Here is a 16,581-nt window from a genome sequence, read left to right as displayed (position 1 = left end):
TGAACACCTATCGTTTTACTTTAGATTTAATATTATTAAATTCGCTTTAAGCTTGTCCCTTAATAAAATGTTGCTTTAAATCTTTATTCAAATTATTAGGGTCTAATCGGCCTTCTTTAATTGCTTTTTCAATTAATGTTTTTATTTCTTTCTTTGTGCGAACAACATAATTCTCATTAATATTTGCTAGATAAAAATGTTTCGCTAACTTACAAGTATCCTCAACTGTTTTTAAATTAATGATATTATGGTGTAAGTTATTTACATCTTGAATAGGAGTCTCTCCTAGGCTATCATCAAATTGAAAACCTAATGAGGTCAATTCTTCATAATCAACATAAAACATAGCTAAAGTATCTGGTTTCTGCAATGTACACGCTAATGCCAATGCTACTTCATCAATACTATCGATAGAATCTATTTTCCAAATAGATAAACAATCCTTGCTAATTCTTATATCATTTGTTATTGAGTTAGAAGGATATTTGATGTATTCAAGGTCTTCTATTCCACCATTAAAAGACCACTTATTTAGTGAAACCTTTCTAACAACCATTGACAATGCTTACTTCAACTCCCTTTCTAGTTCTTCTACAATCTTCTTAACATAAATGTCCATCCATTTTTCTCTACACTTTAGTTTCTTTAATATTTTCAGAGAGCTAACATTTCTCCAATTCTCAAAACAACGTATTCCATATTCTACAACTTCCTCATCTTCATGACTAAGCGCTGCTGTAGCCACAATTGGTAATTCTTCCTTAGCTAAATCATAATCAATAGTAGATATGCCATCTAATATGCCAATTAAAATATGTGAGTTATCATACATGTCATGAAATATTTTTTGTACACTTTTCTTTGTAAATTCTGGACTTTCATTAAAAAAAGATTGTATTTCAACTGATGTATCTGATATTACGCCTGCCTCAAAAATATCACGTCTTGAAGTAGTTAAAATTACATTAATAAAATTAGAGTAAAAAGTTTCAAAATTACTACTTCTAGAGATTGTAACATTTGAATCTGTTTCGTCTAAAAACGACTCATTCTCTGTATTTAATTCTGATGTCGCATTAGTTTTTTGGAACTCAATAACTTTTTTTCTTAAGTTTTCTATTATAATCGACTTAGTATAAGTAGAAAATTCATTATTACTATCATTATGAAAATTTAAAAAACCAAACTCCTTTGTATCAGTATTATTAGTTATCATATATAACACCCTCTATTTGTTTCAACATTTCCTCGTACAAACAAGAAGATTCTTTTATAAAAGGTTCTATACTATTATCCTTAAATCTGTTTGAAAATTTTTCTTGAATAGTATTAATATCAAAATTAATAGCTATAACCTTTTTTAATTGTTTTAAGTCACTGTCTAATGGAATCAAATTTTGCCTTAAATTTATTATCACATTCAATTCTTCTTCTTGAGAATTTAAAACCACAGCTTTTCGAGCTGAGATTCTTTGATTCCATTCTCTAAAGGATAAATCTTTATAAAAAGGTATTGTGTTAGATAATTTATTAAAGAAAATACTAAATTCATCTTCTGTCAAATCATCCACAAGTATCTCTACATTTAGTGCTAATCTATTACTATTTACTGAATATTTGCTGAATATTTTTTTAGCAAATTCCTGTACGCATTTACCTTGTGATGGTGTTTTAAATGTGAGACTGCTGTATTGTGTTTCATTATTCACAACAAAATCAAGCCTTTCTGAAGCCAAAACAACAGATTTCTTTTTATCGAATGAATTTAATACCGGTCTTGTAACAATTTGGCCAGGAAATTGTTGAACATTCATTACTTGTTGAACATTTTGTAAGTTAATTACCCCCCCAATCTCATCAAAGGTTGATGGTATGAGCTTATCATCTCTAAAAAGTTCCATTAATTCATATACGTTTTCTGGTGTACTTTCAATGTGACTAAAATTTCCAAATGCACTAAACTTAAATAACTTAACTGTACACTTCATATAAACACACTCCTAAATCTCAATTAAAATATTAAATTTACTATAATTTTATTCCAAATATCATTACTTGTCAAAATTACAAATTTTATCTTATTTGGTTTATCATATCAACTTATTATAAGTATATAAAAGCTTCCCTAATCTTCTTTTATCCACTTCTAACTATTTATTATTGCCTATTTTACACAAATTAGTACGCATAATATTTCTTCTATGCTATTATGCTTTTCGTCATAAGCTAGGTTGCACCTCCTAAGACAAAGTAAAAGAGCTTGGACTAACCAAACTCTTAAAAATATATTTTCTATCACTAATTGTTTTTATCTGTACACAAACAATATAAAAATTTTATTCCATCCTCTAATGTTATACCTGTTTCTACTGATGCACTTTCTATCTTCTTAATAAGCTCTAGATATTCACTTGACCTTAACTCTAATTCTTCTTTGTAGTGTCTATCCAATTTTCCCCCTCCTAACTCATGATTACCTATATAAATATATACGTAATGCTATACTAAATATTAAGGGGTAATATTTAATTTTTCTTTAAATTTAAGTTAATTAATCATTTAACTTCATCTCAATATATTTCAAATACGCCTAAAAAGTTATATCTTTTAAATATAACTTTTTACTACATCCTCTTATTATACTTATTATACTTAAATATTTAATTTCTTAATTTCATCAATTTCAACATTTACTTCTTTTAAAATTGAATCTGTCATTACCAAGTAATTTTCTTTTAACAATTCTCCCCATAATATTTTCTTATTTTCAGAGATAAACATTATTCTTGAACCTAACTTTATACTTTCTATCTTCAAATCCTCAATTTCAAATAATTCTTTTTCACTAGGATTCTTTCTTGTTCCTAAATACTTCAATTTATTATTTATCTTATTTAATTGAAGCTGATTTGATGAAATATCACTTGCAACTATTTCATCAAATCCTACATAAAAATTTGTAAGTTTAATAAGTTTTATTTGTAAGTCAATTGATATAATAGACTCTATAGCTAATATATATTCTTTATTTATAGACTGTAATTGTAATGGCATTTCTTCAATTTTCATACTAATATTATTAATTTCGTCTAAAACTATATTACCTTTTTTAGCCAATGCTGTAGCTGTAGTTAAATTTGATTTTATTTGTTCCAATAAAAATTTGACTTTAATCAGTGCAGGTAATTGATTATATCTCCTAATGTTTTTTTCTTTTGATTGTAGGTTATACTTCTCTTTTTTAGCAACTTTTTCTTGTTTTTCTATTTGATATTTAGCGACACCAAAAGCAACAAGTCCTCCAAGCAAACCTCCTGAGTAATTTCCGAAAAATCCTATCCAAGCACTAGCATCTCCTACTGCTAATTTCTTGGGAGATGGAATTATCATTAAAAAATTTACCATGATTGGTGCGATTACTACTAATATAATAATTGTTACGATTTTCCAATTAATTTCAATTTTCTTCATTTTATCTTACCCCCTATTAAAATTATAAGGTAATTTGAAGAAAATATAAACATTTTTAATTATTTATGTTAGTTTTCCTACGCGGCTTAACTTATAATTAAATCCTGTCTGTTTTCTGCTGTTAAATAAGCATCTATGCCTGCTTTTAAAGTAGGTTTTTTAGTAATAACCTCTATATAAGTAAATCGGCCATCTATTATTCTCTGTGCTAAATAATCAGCCATAAATTACACCCCCATTGCTAAATCATCTAAAGCTTTTTGCATTAATACAATTTTTTTACTTAATAATTCTTCTGTTGTTAGTTCCCTATCTTTATATTCATAATAAAGCTCTTGGGTATCTGATTTCACTTTTAAAATAGCCATTTTACCTACTTGTTCAATTTGCTCTGGTATACTGTCAACAAGCAACCCTTCCTGCTCTAGTTGCTCTTTTGTCTTATTTAACCCATTAACGCTATCAAATGGCTGATAATGTATAAAATTTACCTCGTTATTATTATTCACTCTTGTAAAAATCATCGTTAAACCATCCCTCCTGTATTTATAAATATAATATTAAACACTCCAACGTTTCCATTATTCATAGCCCCTATAGATAAAATATTATTCAATCCTACTGATGCATTTGTAACCATCGCAGAAACCGAAGTGGATTGTGTGTTGCCATTTGCTTTTATAACCCAACCAGTATTGCCATTAAACATAAATATATAATCTTGTATAGGTAATGCTGCGTTATAGCTTTGAACTAATTCAAATATTTTAGTGCAATCTTTTTTAAATCCATAGACACCGCTTGAAGCGAAAATTAAAAAGTTCTCTTTATTATTAAACAAAACTAAATCAAGTTTGTTTAATGTATTCGTATAGTTATTTGTGTATAATCCTGCACCTGTTATAAGATTATAGGCTGTTACTACTCCATTATCCGCACTTATATAAAGTACATTGTTCAAATTATCTATATCCATAACAGGAAAACCTGAACTACTAGAGTAATACTGTGTTATAAGACTTCCATCATTTATATTATAAACATATACATATGAAGCACCCGAGGAGGGCATTTGACAAGAATATATTTTATTATTATGGATTATTATTTTACGGTTATAACATGGGTTTACAGGGAATGATTTTTCAATAATTCCAGTTATCAAATTTATTTTCTTTATAAACGCATAAGAGGAATTAGGGTGGTTAGCACCTAAATACGCATAGTCGCCATCTATTACTCCTACAGGGTTATATAATCCTATACCCGAAATGGTTTTTAATATATTACAATTTTTATCATAAATTGTTAGGCTAGACCCATCTGTTTTTACGTAATTACTGCCATACTGTAATCCGATTTCTGAAATTGAAGTAGATGCTCTTGTTGCTATAAGTTTAGAAGGCAACCCGTTAAACCCACTTTTTATAAAATCAATATCTTTACGTCCACTTCCAAATAAACTAGAATTGCTTAGTAATTCATTGCTTAATAATCCCTGCATTAACTTGTCACCTCATTTACACCCCAAATATAATAGTCCATATCAGAAGCAACTGCACCAGTAAGTTTGATTGTTTTTCCAGTAGTAATAGCTATATTTAAATCACTTCTAATAAGAGTGTCTTTAGTAGGTATAGCTTTAGTAGGAATCAAACGTTTATCATCTATTTTCATTGTAACATTTTGGTCTGCAGCATTAGCATTACTTATCCAAAAACCTTTCATAACAAAAGTTGTACTAGCTGTTATTGTAGCTACAGTAGTTTCAGTAGTAGTTAGAGTTCCCGAATAAACTTGGTCTGAATATGTTTTAGCCATTATATCTACACCCCCTTACATTTAAAAATTGTTGTATCGCTTGTTCAGCCGAATGCGACGTAACTGTTGTATTCAAAGTGTTTATTGCTGTAGCATTTTCTTTCAATTTTGTGTCTATAATTGTGTTATCTGAATTAAAATCATCTCTTTTTACTAGATCAGTTCCTACCCATTGGTTTAAACCATAATTAGGTGTTTTATTTGTACTTGACACTTCCTCACAACCTTTCTAGTTTACTTTGGATTCTAAGCCATCCCAGGTTAAATTCTGTGTTTCTAAGTTATTCCAAGTTAAGTTCCAATTTTCAAGCATATTCCAATATAGATATAGAAATATATACTCTATTGGTAAATGTGCTGGTTTAACATCATCTACAGCACTTTTTAAGGCATCTATTCCCGTTGGAACCCCACCTATTCCAGTAAACTTTATAGTTATCTTACCACTTATAAAGCTAACTTCTATTACACCGTTTTTCCAACTGTTACATACTGCTTGTATTAATTTAATATCACTTTTACCATCTGACTTCCATTTTGCTTCAATAGCTGCTCTCCTATCCTCTATAGAATCAGTAGGGTTAGTTTTAATGTTTAATACTCTTTCATACAAAGGCAAAAATTCTAAATCTATGCTATCAAACCAATAATTTTTTTCCAATTCTATTAGTTCATTTTCTAAATCATCTAAACTAAACCCTGCTGATTTACATAATTCTTGAATCCATTCATCTTGTCTATAATCTTTATGTAAATTATTAATTAAATCCTCCTTATACAACTGTAACAACCCCCAGTACTGCAACCGAGTTAGTAGGTATTGTAATATTTGAAGTACCACCATTTATAGTTAAATTTGTAAAGTCCTTAACTCCTGTTGTACTTAAAATTACACTAGATATTTTTGCATAAGATACAAAATCCTGCTGAAATGCTATATCTTTTAAGTATTGAGTTACACTTTGTTGTATATTACTTGTAATCTCTGATATTGTGAAATTCGGTAGTTCCTGTGCATCTACAGATATATTTATATTTAGTACTGTAGCACTAACCACTGTACAATATGCACCAATTGGAGCAATTCCAGTGCCAGTTCCAGTTATTCCAGGATCTATATAGTTTTGTACATTTGCAACTAAATCTGTGCTTGCTGGTTGCTTATTACTATCTATAATTATTACCTTTACAGTATTTGCGCCATTCCATAAAGAAATCACTTTAGCATCTCCTACCCCAGTAACTTCTTTAGCCCATTGTAAGTAGTGATATTTATTCCCGCTTGTTGCTGGAATCTGTAATACTTCGTAATATCTCTGCCGTAAACTATCGTCACTCTCAGCATCAAATCCATCAGTCGTAGCACTAAGATTATTTACCGTTGTAATGCCTTGCAAAGTTACTGGAAACTGAGTTATACTATTTGCTCCTACCATACCAACCATTCCGACTTCTAAAGCTTCTATATTTACATTAGCACTATTAGATACCGCCACATTTTCTATAGCTTGAAACTGCACATTATTTGAAGTGCTAAACAAGTCTCCTATTTTCACATTACCGTTTCCTGTAACAGTAACTACACCTTTTGATTTTGTAGCTTCTTTTCTTATAATTCCTTTTCTCTGTTTTACATACCTAGTTAGATCATCATCAGTTAATAAATCCACATCTAGCTTGTTAAATAAATCTTGTAGTCCTCCCCACAAATTACTGGACTCTATAGCAAAAGACTTTATAATGTCTGCTGTAGGATAACCTGTACTTTTCTCATAAGTATCGTCAACATTATCAAGCATTTCTTTATTTATATTGTCTATCGTCTTATCCTCAAACACTCTATATCACCACACTTTCTCTAAGTAATTCTTTGTTTAGCAATTCAATATCCATATCCACTGTAAAAGTTCTTTTGTCCTGAGTTATTACTATATTCCTTACATCGTTTATGTTGGTATTTTTTATTAAAGCTTCTCTTATTTCTCTTTGCAACTCTGCATAGTTATAAGCATTAAGTCTACTTCCAAGTAAATCTTCTATCTTACACCCAAACTCTGTATCTTTATACACTTTATATTTTTTAGCAAAAGTATTAAGACATAATTTTATCCATTGCTCTAAAGCTTGCAATCCTGTTATTTCAACCATTTTTCCATCTTTAAATACAAATTCATTTTTATCAAAATCAAATAAAAAACTCCTACCTATCTCTAGTGTAGAAGTTTGGGTTTCTGTATTAAATTGTTCTTCTATATCTGGTAATAAAGGTATTGTATCCATACTACACCACCTTATCTATTAAAAAAAATCTTTGCCCTGATTCTGTAGCCATAAGCATTACTTTGTCACCTATTTTAACTCCTTCATGTTTAGCTATACCTATACCATTATTAGTTGTTACTTGCAAATCATAATCAGTAGAGTTTTTACAAACAAATAAATGACTAGAATCTAAAATAACAGTTCCATCTAAAAGAGAAACTTTGATAGGATTTTCGCTTATAACTTGACCAATTACAGCGCCTATTCTTTCTATATTATCTCTATCTTTAAAAGCTTGTGCAAAAGCAATGCTATAATCCATATTTTCACCTTCTAAAAGTTTATAGTAATATTAATTTTATGATTATTATTGCTAAGTGTATGATTGCAAGATTTTATTTTGTAAATTCCGTCAAATCCGTATTTCTTTATGCTTACTGGTATTTTTCTGTTGCATCTTATTAATTCTGCATCTTCTAACCCTAATAATGTAAGAGTTGCTTCTCTTTCGGTGCCTGAGTTTTTATTTAGCAGTATTTGGCCCATATTTCTTGCTTGACTCTCATCCTTGCCTTCTACCTCTAGAACATCTGTAAATGATCCGTAGGTCTTTACGCTATTTGCATTTTCTAAAGTTTCTAGTATCCTGTAATCATCTTCTTTATTTCTCATTACAAATACTCTATTTTTCATATTTTCCATACTTCTAGTAATAGAAAAATCCTTTGATAGTTTGTAGTTGCACTTTAAAACTGGTATATCTTTTAAAGCATTTACATATAAATATAATCCTCTCATTTCTCTTATAAATTCAACACCTAGTTCTAGTGCTGCAAAATCTAATAAATCATCTATTATTTCTATAAGTGTTTTATTCTTATATATCTTGCTTATCTTAGTCACAAAGGCTACTACATCATGTTTTAACCCCCAATATTCGCATAGTTGGTTTATTGCTAAATGAGTATTTATGCTATTAAACTGTATTACGCTCATTTTATTTTTAGTATAATACATTCCATAATCCAAGCAGTTGTAACTTGAAGTATTAGCATTATTAGTCTTTTTAACAATAAGTCCACGCCATACAGGACGATTATTTTTGTAAAGGGAAATATGTGTGTTTTCAGTTAAGTCATATGTGCTGTTAAAATTCAAATCAGATACAAAAGTGTCTTTATCATAACTCCAATGTATATCATTGCATTTAGGAATTATGTCTATCCATTTATCTTTATATAATGCATACAAACGCCACATATTAAGTCAGCTCCCTATACTCTTTAAAATCTACTTTGTACTTCACATCTCCAAATCTATCTTCGTACCAGCTCAAACTCTCTACACTAACTAATATATTAACTATTTCGACCGGTAATTTTAAATTCGGATTTCTATTTGCTATGTATCTAAGTATTTTCTTTTCATTCATAGCATTGTGCAACAAATTTATCAAATCGTAAGGATTAATTTTGCTTTTAGCAAAAGAGTAGTTTTTTTCCATGCTAGGCAACCAGGATTCTAAAGAAAAAGCAACTAAACCAACATTCCCTAAAACATTGTAAGTTCCATCTGCATAAGTTTCAAATTCTTCGTTTTTTGCTGTTTTAGAAAATTCGGGGAAATTTTCTGGCAGAATTGGTAATTGAAATACTTTAGTTCTCTCCTTATCCGATATAAATATATCAGCTATAATGATCACCTCCATAAAAAATGCAGAGGTTAAAGTTACCTCTGCATAGCTAAACTAATTTTGTTATAAATATGTGTTCCACATTGATCGAAAAATTCTTCCGTGCCTACATTACCATTAAAATAGTTATTTAAAATAATAGTAGTACCGCCATTTAACATTTCTTTTGTTTGGTTTGCTGTATAAACCTTAGACCCAGTTGGCAAATCGATTACTTCAGGACCATACTCGCCCACAAGCGTTCTTCCCCCTGGTGCAAATGTTGTTCCGGTTGCTTTTCTACCTCCTGGAATTTCACCAAAACCTTTGAATCTATCATTTAAAATTCTTTGCTCTCTCTCTGTGCTTGTTTCAAATTTATCTATAGTTGGTATCTTTAACCCTGTTAAACCGTTCATCTTAGTAATAACTCTATTTATTTCATCTATAATACTATTTACCGAAGTTTTAATATTGTCTACTATTCCAGTCCATGCTTGATAAAAAGCTGTTTTTAATTCAAATGCTTTATTACTTAACCAATCCCAATTATTCCATAACAAAGCTCCTATTGCAATTAACTCACCTATTGCTATAACTGCCCATCCGATAGGTGTTAGAGCTAAGGCCCCACTAAATAATCCTATCGCTACTGTTACCGCAAAAATAACCCCCTCTAAAATTGACATTATTTTTATAGCGACATAAAATCCACCAAATACAATTAATATATTTTCTATGGCTTTTTTGTGTTCTACAGTGAATTTAATTATTTTAGTAATTATGTCAATCACATCATTTGCAATTTTTATAATTTTCGGTATATTTATTATGATATTGTCCATTATAGAGTTTATTTTATTTTGAATTTCATTGCTATTTAGCCATTTAGAAAGATTTTGAAAAGTAGGTTGTAATTTTGTTTCTAGATTGTTTTTAATTTTGGTAACAGTTTCGTCAAATGTCAAAGGCATATCATTAAACTTTCGATTAATTTCGTCCGCTGAATGAAACATAGCACTCTTGATAATATCAGAAGTTATCAAACCTTGTGAACCCATATCTTTCAACTTACCTATAGGGACATTCATTTCTTTTGCTATCGCCTGTGCTAAAAGTGGAGCATTTTCCATAATACTTCTAAATTCATCACCTTGTAATTTTCCAGCACCCATTGCCTGTGTAAGTTGATACATAGCTGATTTTTGTTCCTCTGCACTAGCTCCACTTATTTTAAAGTTTTTGGTTAATAACTCCGTAAACTTTAAAATCTCATCGTTACCTTTAAAAGCACTGCCCGCAACTATTCCTAATTTACCTACTACGTCTGCCATATCATTATATTTAACTCTTGCTTTGTTAGCACTTTCAAATATTTTATTATTAAATTGTTCCACTGTTTGCTGACCATCGTTTATAAGTTTTAACCTTGCTTGTATCCCAGTATAAGCATCTGTTTGTTTAACTAAAGCAGCTGTACCAGCACTTATCCCGACTGCGCCAGCAGCTACACCCGCCTTTATAGCTTTATCACCAATACTTTCTAATTGTTTTTTAGCATTATTCGCAAATGTAGCTACTTGTCTTGAAGCTTTTTGCATTTCTTTACTCATATTTTGAACATTACCAGATACTTTAGCGATCGGCTTGGACATCTGATCTTTTAATGAGAGTATAGTTGCAATAACCTTTGAAGCCATATTATGAACACCTCTTTTCATTTCCTAATATAGCTTGAATTTTTATTTTGTCATATTTGATTTTTAATTCTTGCTCAAACATCATACTTTCTATGTAGAATTGTTTTTCTGTAGCTGACAGATTGAGGTAGTAATCAAGAGGAAGTGAAGTTCTATTGATATAATAACTAATCCAATAAAGCTCTCCACCTTCATCATTACTACCTCTTACTAGTTTTTTATATCATTTCTAATATCTCCATTTTGAAAAGTATTATAAATATCTGTGGCAAGTTCTATAACTTCCATTTGTTCAAATATTTTATCTACCACATCCCAAGGCTCTGACAATTTTAATTCTTCTTGAAGGTCTTTTTCTTTTAAATAGCTACAACAACTATATACTAAAGACTTACTGGCTTTGTACATTTTCTTCATATCCTGGCTTATTATTTCACCTGTTTTGCTTGTAGTAACACTATTAGTTATATCATTAGTGTAATCTAGTAATTCATCATCAGAGGGCCTTGTGAATGTTAGAGAACATCCTAAACTTTTAATCTCTAAATCTATTACTTTTATTTTGCTTTCTTGTTTCTGCTTTACTTTATTTAAGAAATCTTGAAACGTAATCTTACTCATATATAATCCTCCTAATCTGTTATTTTATCGCCAAGAACTGCTTCCACGAATGTAAACGGTAATTCTTGTTGGATTAATTTGCTGCTTTCCATATCGAATAAAGTTAACTCGTTAAAAATAACTCCTGTAACTTCCCACCTTTCAGCTTTTCCATCTACACGACCTTGTTTAGCTATAATTTTTATATCTGGAAAATTCCCTGTTTTAAATCCTTCAAAAACTAATTCTGAAGCTTTTGAATTGGTTTTATTTAGTGTAAGTGAACCTTCTCCCTCGTATCCTTGATATCGTTGGTATGTTTTTGGATCTCCTACAAAGTTTACTTTTTCAAAGTTAGCCTTAACCTTAGCTGTAGCCTTTGCTATATCGCTCCACAATTCATTATTAACCCATATGCTGCACTCATTTGCACTTAATACCTTATTACCTTTATTTGCATCTGCCATATATCAACACCTCCTACATCATATTTATATTGAATTTTAGATCTGTTAAACTGAATAAAATCTTAACTTGACCAGCTAATGACATTTGTCTTTTAAATGCCATATTTTTAACTTTTACATCTGTCCAAGTTGCAGCATCTGTTTGTCCTACACTAATCCAAGCCTGCCTTTGCGCTTCAATATCTACATCCGATTTGTTTTCATATTCATCATCTAAAATATCTAATTTAGATAGGTCTTTTAGATAAGAATTTACAGCACTAATAAAAATAACTTGATTATCATATTTGTTTTTATACTTGCTTATAAAGTTATTTTTAAAAGTTGACCTTATATCATCAAACATTAAATCTTGCGCTTCTACTATCTCAATATAAGCAAGATCTTCTGTCTTTTCAGTATCAAATGTAGTTAACGAATTTATACCTAAAGCAATCTTAACTACACCTTCATCATTTATAAGGACCATTTTCCCTTTAGCAATTTCAGCATCTACATTAGATGGTTCTACAACACTTTTTAAGTTAGGTACTTCCAAATATGTAGTACCTTTAGTTACATTAGCACCTGCTAAAAGTCCAAGCATAGTTGGTATTATTTTTTCGGAATCCTGCTCTCCCCTATCATCTTTAAATGTAACCTTAGTTTTATATAAGTCAACCACACCTTCACAGTTTGGTGCTGTTGTAGTATCGCATACAGTAGATTTAAAAGTTTTCTTATTCGTTCTTATCTGTTTAGTCCAAGTTGAAATTGTATCATAGTCTGTTTTTTGCCCTACTGTAGAAACCCACCCCGTTCCTAAAGTAGCTGCAATATTTAAAGCATCTGTTACAGTTTTTGTTGCATCTACCCTAACTACAGATACTTTACTGGCACCGCCTAACATTGTATCCTTTATGTATTGTAAATTATCTGCTGTATATTTAGTACTATCTGTTTCTACATCTGTAATTAATTTATACTCTTTAGTAGAAAAGGTTTTGTCTGTATCATCTTTAAGCATAATAATAACATTGCCTCTAGTACTTCTTTCCACAAAAGTATAAGCTTTTTGTTTAAAAACTATATCTATACTTGGTTGCTTAATTGACATAATCTTACCTCCTAATAATTAATTTTCAATTCTAATTCTTCTAACATTTCTCCACTCGAACCAGTGGTATCTTCTTCTAGTAACTCTAATGTGTATAATTCAATAGTAGCTATTAAATAGCCGTCTTTTTTTTCTACGTCAAACTCTATATTTGTTATTGGAATGTAAAAATCATTATTTACTTTCAGGTATTTTAAAAATATATTTTCTAATTGTTCCTGAATATCCATTAATTCCAACTTGTTATTTTCTCTAGTTTTAGCAAAATAAAAAAGCTTAAATTCTACAGTTCTTTCTTTATTAAAACCGTTCATTAAGCCTGTTTTATTATTTTCAAAGTTTATATAAAAAGATGGTCTTTTTATATTTTCAGTTATATCTGTTGAGCTAAACTCAATATCTTTAAAAACAGTGTTAGCCAATTCTTGTGTTGTTTGGGTTACTACAGCCTTATTAATATCTTTTAATCTAATTATTTTTATCACCGCCTATAGGCCTTTTTCTATAATCTCTTCTAAAAATTCTTCAGCATCACTATAATATCCACTTTCAAAAGCTTGTTTTGCTTCATTCATAAAATTAAATCCCGGAATGAATTTCTCATTCCCATTACTAGCTTTATGAATCCAGCCTTTATCTAGCAAATGTGCATGTGGAGACGAATTTAAGGCTCTTACACTCCACGCACCTTCAAACTTATAAATTTTACCTCTCTTGAATCCTTTTAAGAGATTTCCAGTAACTTCACCTATACCCTTAGATTTATAAGAGCTCTTATTTAACTTGTTAAGTTTATTACCCTCTTGAGCTAGAAACTTCTTAGCAAAAGTACCTTGTTTCATATTATTAGAGGTGTTTTCCAATGTCTTTGTATATTCCATTAATTCTGATAAGTCAAATCCATCAGCCATTACTCAATCACCTCTGCACAAAATATCTCTAAAGTTTCATTGCTAAAATAAGGGTTAAGAATGTACTTGATATCAAATCTACGTCCTCGATACATGAACCACATGTCTTCAGTTATATTTTTTCCGGCAGCATATCTTACCTGAATTTTATGTGTAACATCAGTTAGTATTGTATTGGCTTGCTGTGTCTGCAATTTTCCGGTCTGAGGTATTATTTGGGCCCAAATACTTCTTATTAATCCTGGTGCATTATCAATTTCTTCTAACTCATTTATAATTTGACTATTACCCCAAATATCAATTTTTTTATCTAATCTATTCCTCATATTCTTACCTCTAAGTGGTCGGTAGGCTTTTTATTGCTAACTGTGCTACAAAATTATTAAATAATGCAGAAAACTTTAAACCACCACTTGTTATATCCCATACATCATTTACGCCTATAGTAAGTGTTGCTATACCTAACTCAGTTTCTATTTGATCCTCTGATACTCCACTATTTATCATATATTGCTTTACTCCTATAGTCTTAATTAATAAATTATCGTCATTATCATTATTGTCATCCGCATTTAGTCCTACCTTAACTTTTTCTAATATCTCTGTATTTGTCAAATTATCACCTCTATACTAGTATGTAAATATCTACTACGATTCCATTTAATGCGCTTGCAAGATCTATAGTATTGTTTTCTAAAGCAGTCGCACTGGTAGTTACTGTTGCTGCTGTAGCTTCTTTTGCATTGTTTAAATAACAATCTCTTACAGTATTATGTGCTAATTTATATGGTATTCCTAGCTTTTCAGCAAACCCAACACTTACTGTATTTCCTGATGCTGTCTGGACTGGCAAGTCAATCTCGGTAACTGTAGTAAATGCCTTTGCTCCATCGACTGCAGTAGTTCCGTTTAAAGTTAAAGTTTCAGTTATGCTCTCGTTATTATAGTTAGTGCCTTTTATTGTAACACTACCAGTCATAGCAGCATTGCCAATTATTCTTATATTTCTTGGTGTTCCTGGGTTAGTTATTCCGCTGGTAATTACTTGCGTTGCAGTTGTTAAGGCCGTTGCAACTAATATAGAATTATTACTTGCTGCTACTGCATTTGCTCCGCTTATTTGCAAATGAGCTATAAATCCTAAATCTGCAACCATTCCTTTTACATCAGTTCTGATTTTCTGACCTATATTATAATTTAATGCGTTCATTTCTTTCTCCTTTCAAGGTAAAAGATACTCAATTAAGAGTACCTTTTAGTATTAATTTAGGTAGTTTATGCACCCTTTTTTATGATAACTACACCATTAGGGTCGATTATTTTACCATCCGCAATCAATATAGCCTTGTCAACATACTCATTTTTATCATTATCAAAATATCTGTACATTAACATTTGCATGTTTGAGTTAAATCCATAGTTGCTTAAATTACAATATACTGCAACTACATCGCCTGCCGCAGCATCATCATAAGGGGATATTATATCATCTTCAACCTGCACAACCGGTTTCCCCCCAAATGATTCTTGAGGACCACTAGTTATACCATAGTTAACTCTACCTATTGGCTGGCCATTTGCATCAGTCATTCCATCGATATAACCTTCAAAAGTTCCACTAGCCATGAAAAAGTTTGCGCCACCCTTGTATGATAAAGGCATTTTTGCAAATACTTTTTTCTTCCAAGATTCCCAGCTTGAAAAATCTGAATTTGAAAGGGTTACTATTTGACTTGATGGAACTCTTGTATCTTTAGTTATTCCTAAAGGCTGTCCTGTTCCAGTACCGTTTAATATTGCTAAGTCTAGAGCTTTTGTCATGGCTTCTACTATAAGGTCTGTTATTACTGTTTCAAACCCTGTTAGCATAACAGTATCAGATAGTAATGATGTAGAAACTTTGCATTCAAGACCATAGTAAGAGAATGAGATATTTGTATCAGCTTTAGATTTTTGTCTATCACTTGGAGTTGATCCTATCCATGTAGCTGTTGGTTTTAATGATAGAATTGGAATAGTTAAACCGCCTTTTACATTTAGCTTTCTTACTCTACTAAATATTTGACCATAAGAAGTAACTTTTTTAATAACCTCATTTAAGATAGTAGAAGGTATAACTGCAGCAATGTCCCCTGTTGTAGTTGTAGTATCTGCTCTAAGTTCTGGTGTAATAGCTCCTGTTGTACAGAATTTCATAAATGCATTTCTATATTCTAATGTTGCATATCTGTCTTCAGGTTCTTGTGTTCTTTGTTGTGGTGTTGGATTGTTAGAGTATGTACCTAATGGATTGAACTGTCCAGTAGGCATTACTCCTCTTTGTTGCTGTGGTGACTGAGGAGTTTGTTGTGGTGGCATTGCAGCTGGTCCCTGTTGTGGATTATTATTTCTTGCTTCCTCTGCTTCTATTTCTGCTATCATTCCTTGTAATTCAGTTATTTCGGCATTTAACCCTTCTAACTCAGCATTAATACCTCTCAATTCTGCAATATCTTCTGTAGTATTAGCTTTTGTTGCTAAAGTTGCCTTTCTTTCATTTTTTACCTTTAATATTTTTAATAATTTATCTTTCATTATTTTT

General features: G+C 30.6%; 26 protein-coding genes. All 26 read right to left on the bottom strand.

Annotated elements, in window-relative coordinates; genetic code table 11:
- Positions 1-46 precede the first annotated feature (46 nt).
- A complete protein-coding gene (locus AC0N0V_RS08470; RefSeq protein WP_474463509.1) occupies positions 47-562 on the bottom strand; it encodes a hypothetical protein in 516 nt (171 codons plus the stop codon).
- A gap of 3 nt (positions 563-565) precedes the next feature.
- Positions 566-1,216, bottom strand: a complete 651-nt coding sequence (locus tag AC0N0V_RS08465; RefSeq protein WP_474463507.1) for a hypothetical protein — start codon at positions 1,214-1,216, stop codon at positions 566-568.
- Positions 1,206-1,988 carry a hypothetical protein gene (locus AC0N0V_RS08460; protein ID WP_474463505.1) on the bottom strand — a complete coding sequence of 261 codons (783 nt, stop codon included), beginning with the start codon at positions 1,986-1,988 and terminating at the stop codon, positions 1,206-1,208. Before AC0N0V_RS08460 ends, AC0N0V_RS08465 begins: the two co-directional genes overlap by 11 nt.
- Before the next feature lie 310 nt (positions 1,989-2,298).
- On the bottom strand, positions 2,299-2,451 hold the full coding sequence (locus AC0N0V_RS08455) for a hypothetical protein (protein WP_474463503.1): 153 nt from the start codon (positions 2,449-2,451) through the stop codon (positions 2,299-2,301).
- 201 nt (positions 2,452-2,652) lie between these two features.
- Positions 2,653-3,471: a hypothetical protein gene (locus AC0N0V_RS08450; protein ID WP_474460560.1), complete on the bottom strand. Its 819-nt coding sequence runs from the start codon at positions 3,469-3,471 to the stop codon at positions 2,653-2,655.
- Between the two features lie 86 nt (positions 3,472-3,557).
- Positions 3,558-3,695, bottom strand: coding sequence for a hypothetical protein (locus tag AC0N0V_RS08445; RefSeq protein ID WP_474460561.1), 138 nt, complete (start codon positions 3,693-3,695; stop codon positions 3,558-3,560).
- 3 nt (positions 3,696-3,698) lie between these two features.
- Positions 3,699-3,995: a hypothetical protein gene (locus AC0N0V_RS08440; protein WP_474460562.1), complete on the bottom strand. Its 297-nt coding sequence runs from the start codon at positions 3,993-3,995 to the stop codon at positions 3,699-3,701.
- Positions 3,996-3,997: 2 nt separating this feature from the next.
- Entirely contained in the window at positions 3,998-4,975 is a 978-nt protein-coding gene (locus AC0N0V_RS08435; protein WP_474460564.1) for a hypothetical protein, read from the bottom strand.
- A complete protein-coding gene (locus tag AC0N0V_RS08430) occupies positions 4,975-5,292 on the bottom strand; it encodes a hypothetical protein (protein ID WP_474460565.1) in 318 nt (105 codons plus the stop codon). The genes AC0N0V_RS08435 and AC0N0V_RS08430 overlap by 1 nt, the downstream gene beginning before the upstream one ends.
- On the bottom strand, positions 5,285-5,506 hold the full coding sequence (locus AC0N0V_RS08425; RefSeq protein ID WP_474463501.1) for a hypothetical protein: 222 nt from the start codon (positions 5,504-5,506) through the stop codon (positions 5,285-5,287). Before AC0N0V_RS08425 ends, AC0N0V_RS08430 begins: the two co-directional genes overlap by 8 nt.
- 15 nt (positions 5,507-5,521) lie before the next feature.
- Positions 5,522-6,073, bottom strand: a complete 552-nt coding sequence (locus AC0N0V_RS08420) for a putative phage tail protein (RefSeq protein WP_474463499.1) — start codon at positions 6,071-6,073, stop codon at positions 5,522-5,524.
- On the bottom strand, positions 6,066-7,130 hold the full coding sequence (locus AC0N0V_RS08415) for a baseplate J/gp47 family protein (protein ID WP_474463498.1): 1,065 nt from the start codon (positions 7,128-7,130) through the stop codon (positions 6,066-6,068). Before AC0N0V_RS08415 ends, AC0N0V_RS08420 begins: the two co-directional genes overlap by 8 nt.
- 1 nt (position 7,131) lies before the next feature.
- Positions 7,132-7,572, bottom strand: coding sequence for a DUF2634 domain-containing protein (locus AC0N0V_RS08410; RefSeq protein WP_474463495.1), 441 nt, complete (start codon positions 7,570-7,572; stop codon positions 7,132-7,134).
- A gap of 1 nt (position 7,573) precedes the next feature.
- Positions 7,574-7,876: a DUF2577 family protein gene (locus AC0N0V_RS08405; RefSeq protein WP_474463493.1), complete on the bottom strand. Its 303-nt coding sequence runs from the start codon at positions 7,874-7,876 to the stop codon at positions 7,574-7,576.
- Positions 7,877-7,887: 11 nt separating this feature from the next.
- Positions 7,888-8,814, bottom strand: a complete 927-nt coding sequence (locus tag AC0N0V_RS08400; RefSeq protein WP_474463491.1) for an XkdQ/YqbQ family protein — start codon at positions 8,812-8,814, stop codon at positions 7,888-7,890.
- 1 nt (position 8,815) lies between these two features.
- Positions 8,816-9,262, bottom strand: a complete 447-nt coding sequence (locus AC0N0V_RS08395; RefSeq protein ID WP_474463489.1) for a hypothetical protein — start codon at positions 9,260-9,262, stop codon at positions 8,816-8,818.
- Between the two features lie 20 nt (positions 9,263-9,282).
- Complete coding sequence (locus tag AC0N0V_RS08390; protein ID WP_474463488.1) at positions 9,283-10,926, bottom strand: tape measure protein; 1,644 nt, start codon at positions 10,924-10,926, stop codon at positions 9,283-9,285.
- 210 nt (positions 10,927-11,136) lie between these two features.
- The gene (locus AC0N0V_RS08385; RefSeq protein ID WP_474463487.1) at positions 11,137-11,547 is read right to left on the bottom strand and encodes a hypothetical protein; all 411 of its coding nucleotides are present in this window, start codon (positions 11,545-11,547) and stop codon (positions 11,137-11,139) included.
- An 11-nt stretch (positions 11,548-11,558) separates the two neighbouring features.
- Complete coding sequence (locus AC0N0V_RS08380; RefSeq protein ID WP_474463485.1) at positions 11,559-11,993, bottom strand: phage tail tube protein; 435 nt, start codon at positions 11,991-11,993, stop codon at positions 11,559-11,561.
- Between the two features lie 13 nt (positions 11,994-12,006).
- Positions 12,007-13,089: a phage tail sheath C-terminal domain-containing protein gene (locus tag AC0N0V_RS08375; RefSeq protein ID WP_474463483.1), complete on the bottom strand. Its 1,083-nt coding sequence runs from the start codon at positions 13,087-13,089 to the stop codon at positions 12,007-12,009.
- Between the two features lie 11 nt (positions 13,090-13,100).
- On the bottom strand, positions 13,101-13,574 hold the full coding sequence (locus AC0N0V_RS08370) for a phage tail terminator family protein (RefSeq protein ID WP_474463482.1): 474 nt from the start codon (positions 13,572-13,574) through the stop codon (positions 13,101-13,103).
- 3 nt (positions 13,575-13,577) lie between these two features.
- Positions 13,578-14,000 (bottom strand): HK97 gp10 family phage protein, encoded by a 423-nt coding sequence (locus tag AC0N0V_RS08365; RefSeq protein WP_474463480.1) that lies wholly within the window; start codon positions 13,998-14,000, stop codon positions 13,578-13,580.
- On the bottom strand, positions 14,000-14,326 hold the full coding sequence (locus AC0N0V_RS08360) for a phage head closure protein (RefSeq protein ID WP_474463478.1): 327 nt from the start codon (positions 14,324-14,326) through the stop codon (positions 14,000-14,002). Before AC0N0V_RS08360 ends, AC0N0V_RS08365 begins: the two co-directional genes overlap by 1 nt.
- Before the next feature lie 10 nt (positions 14,327-14,336).
- The gene (locus AC0N0V_RS08355) at positions 14,337-14,615 is read right to left on the bottom strand and encodes a phage gp6-like head-tail connector protein (RefSeq protein ID WP_474463477.1); all 279 of its coding nucleotides are present in this window, start codon (positions 14,613-14,615) and stop codon (positions 14,337-14,339) included.
- 10 nt (positions 14,616-14,625) lie between these two features.
- A complete protein-coding gene (locus AC0N0V_RS08350) occupies positions 14,626-15,210 on the bottom strand; it encodes a hypothetical protein (protein ID WP_474463476.1) in 585 nt (194 codons plus the stop codon).
- A gap of 65 nt (positions 15,211-15,275) precedes the next feature.
- The gene (locus AC0N0V_RS08345) at positions 15,276-16,574 is read right to left on the bottom strand and encodes a phage major capsid protein (RefSeq protein WP_474463474.1); all 1,299 of its coding nucleotides are present in this window, start codon (positions 16,572-16,574) and stop codon (positions 15,276-15,278) included.
- Positions 16,575-16,581 lie beyond the last annotated feature (7 nt).

Source organism: Clostridium sp. CS1-1 (assembly GCF_056135525.1).
Note: the sequence above shows the minus strand (reverse complement) of the source record. Positions and strands in the feature narration are given on the sequence as shown.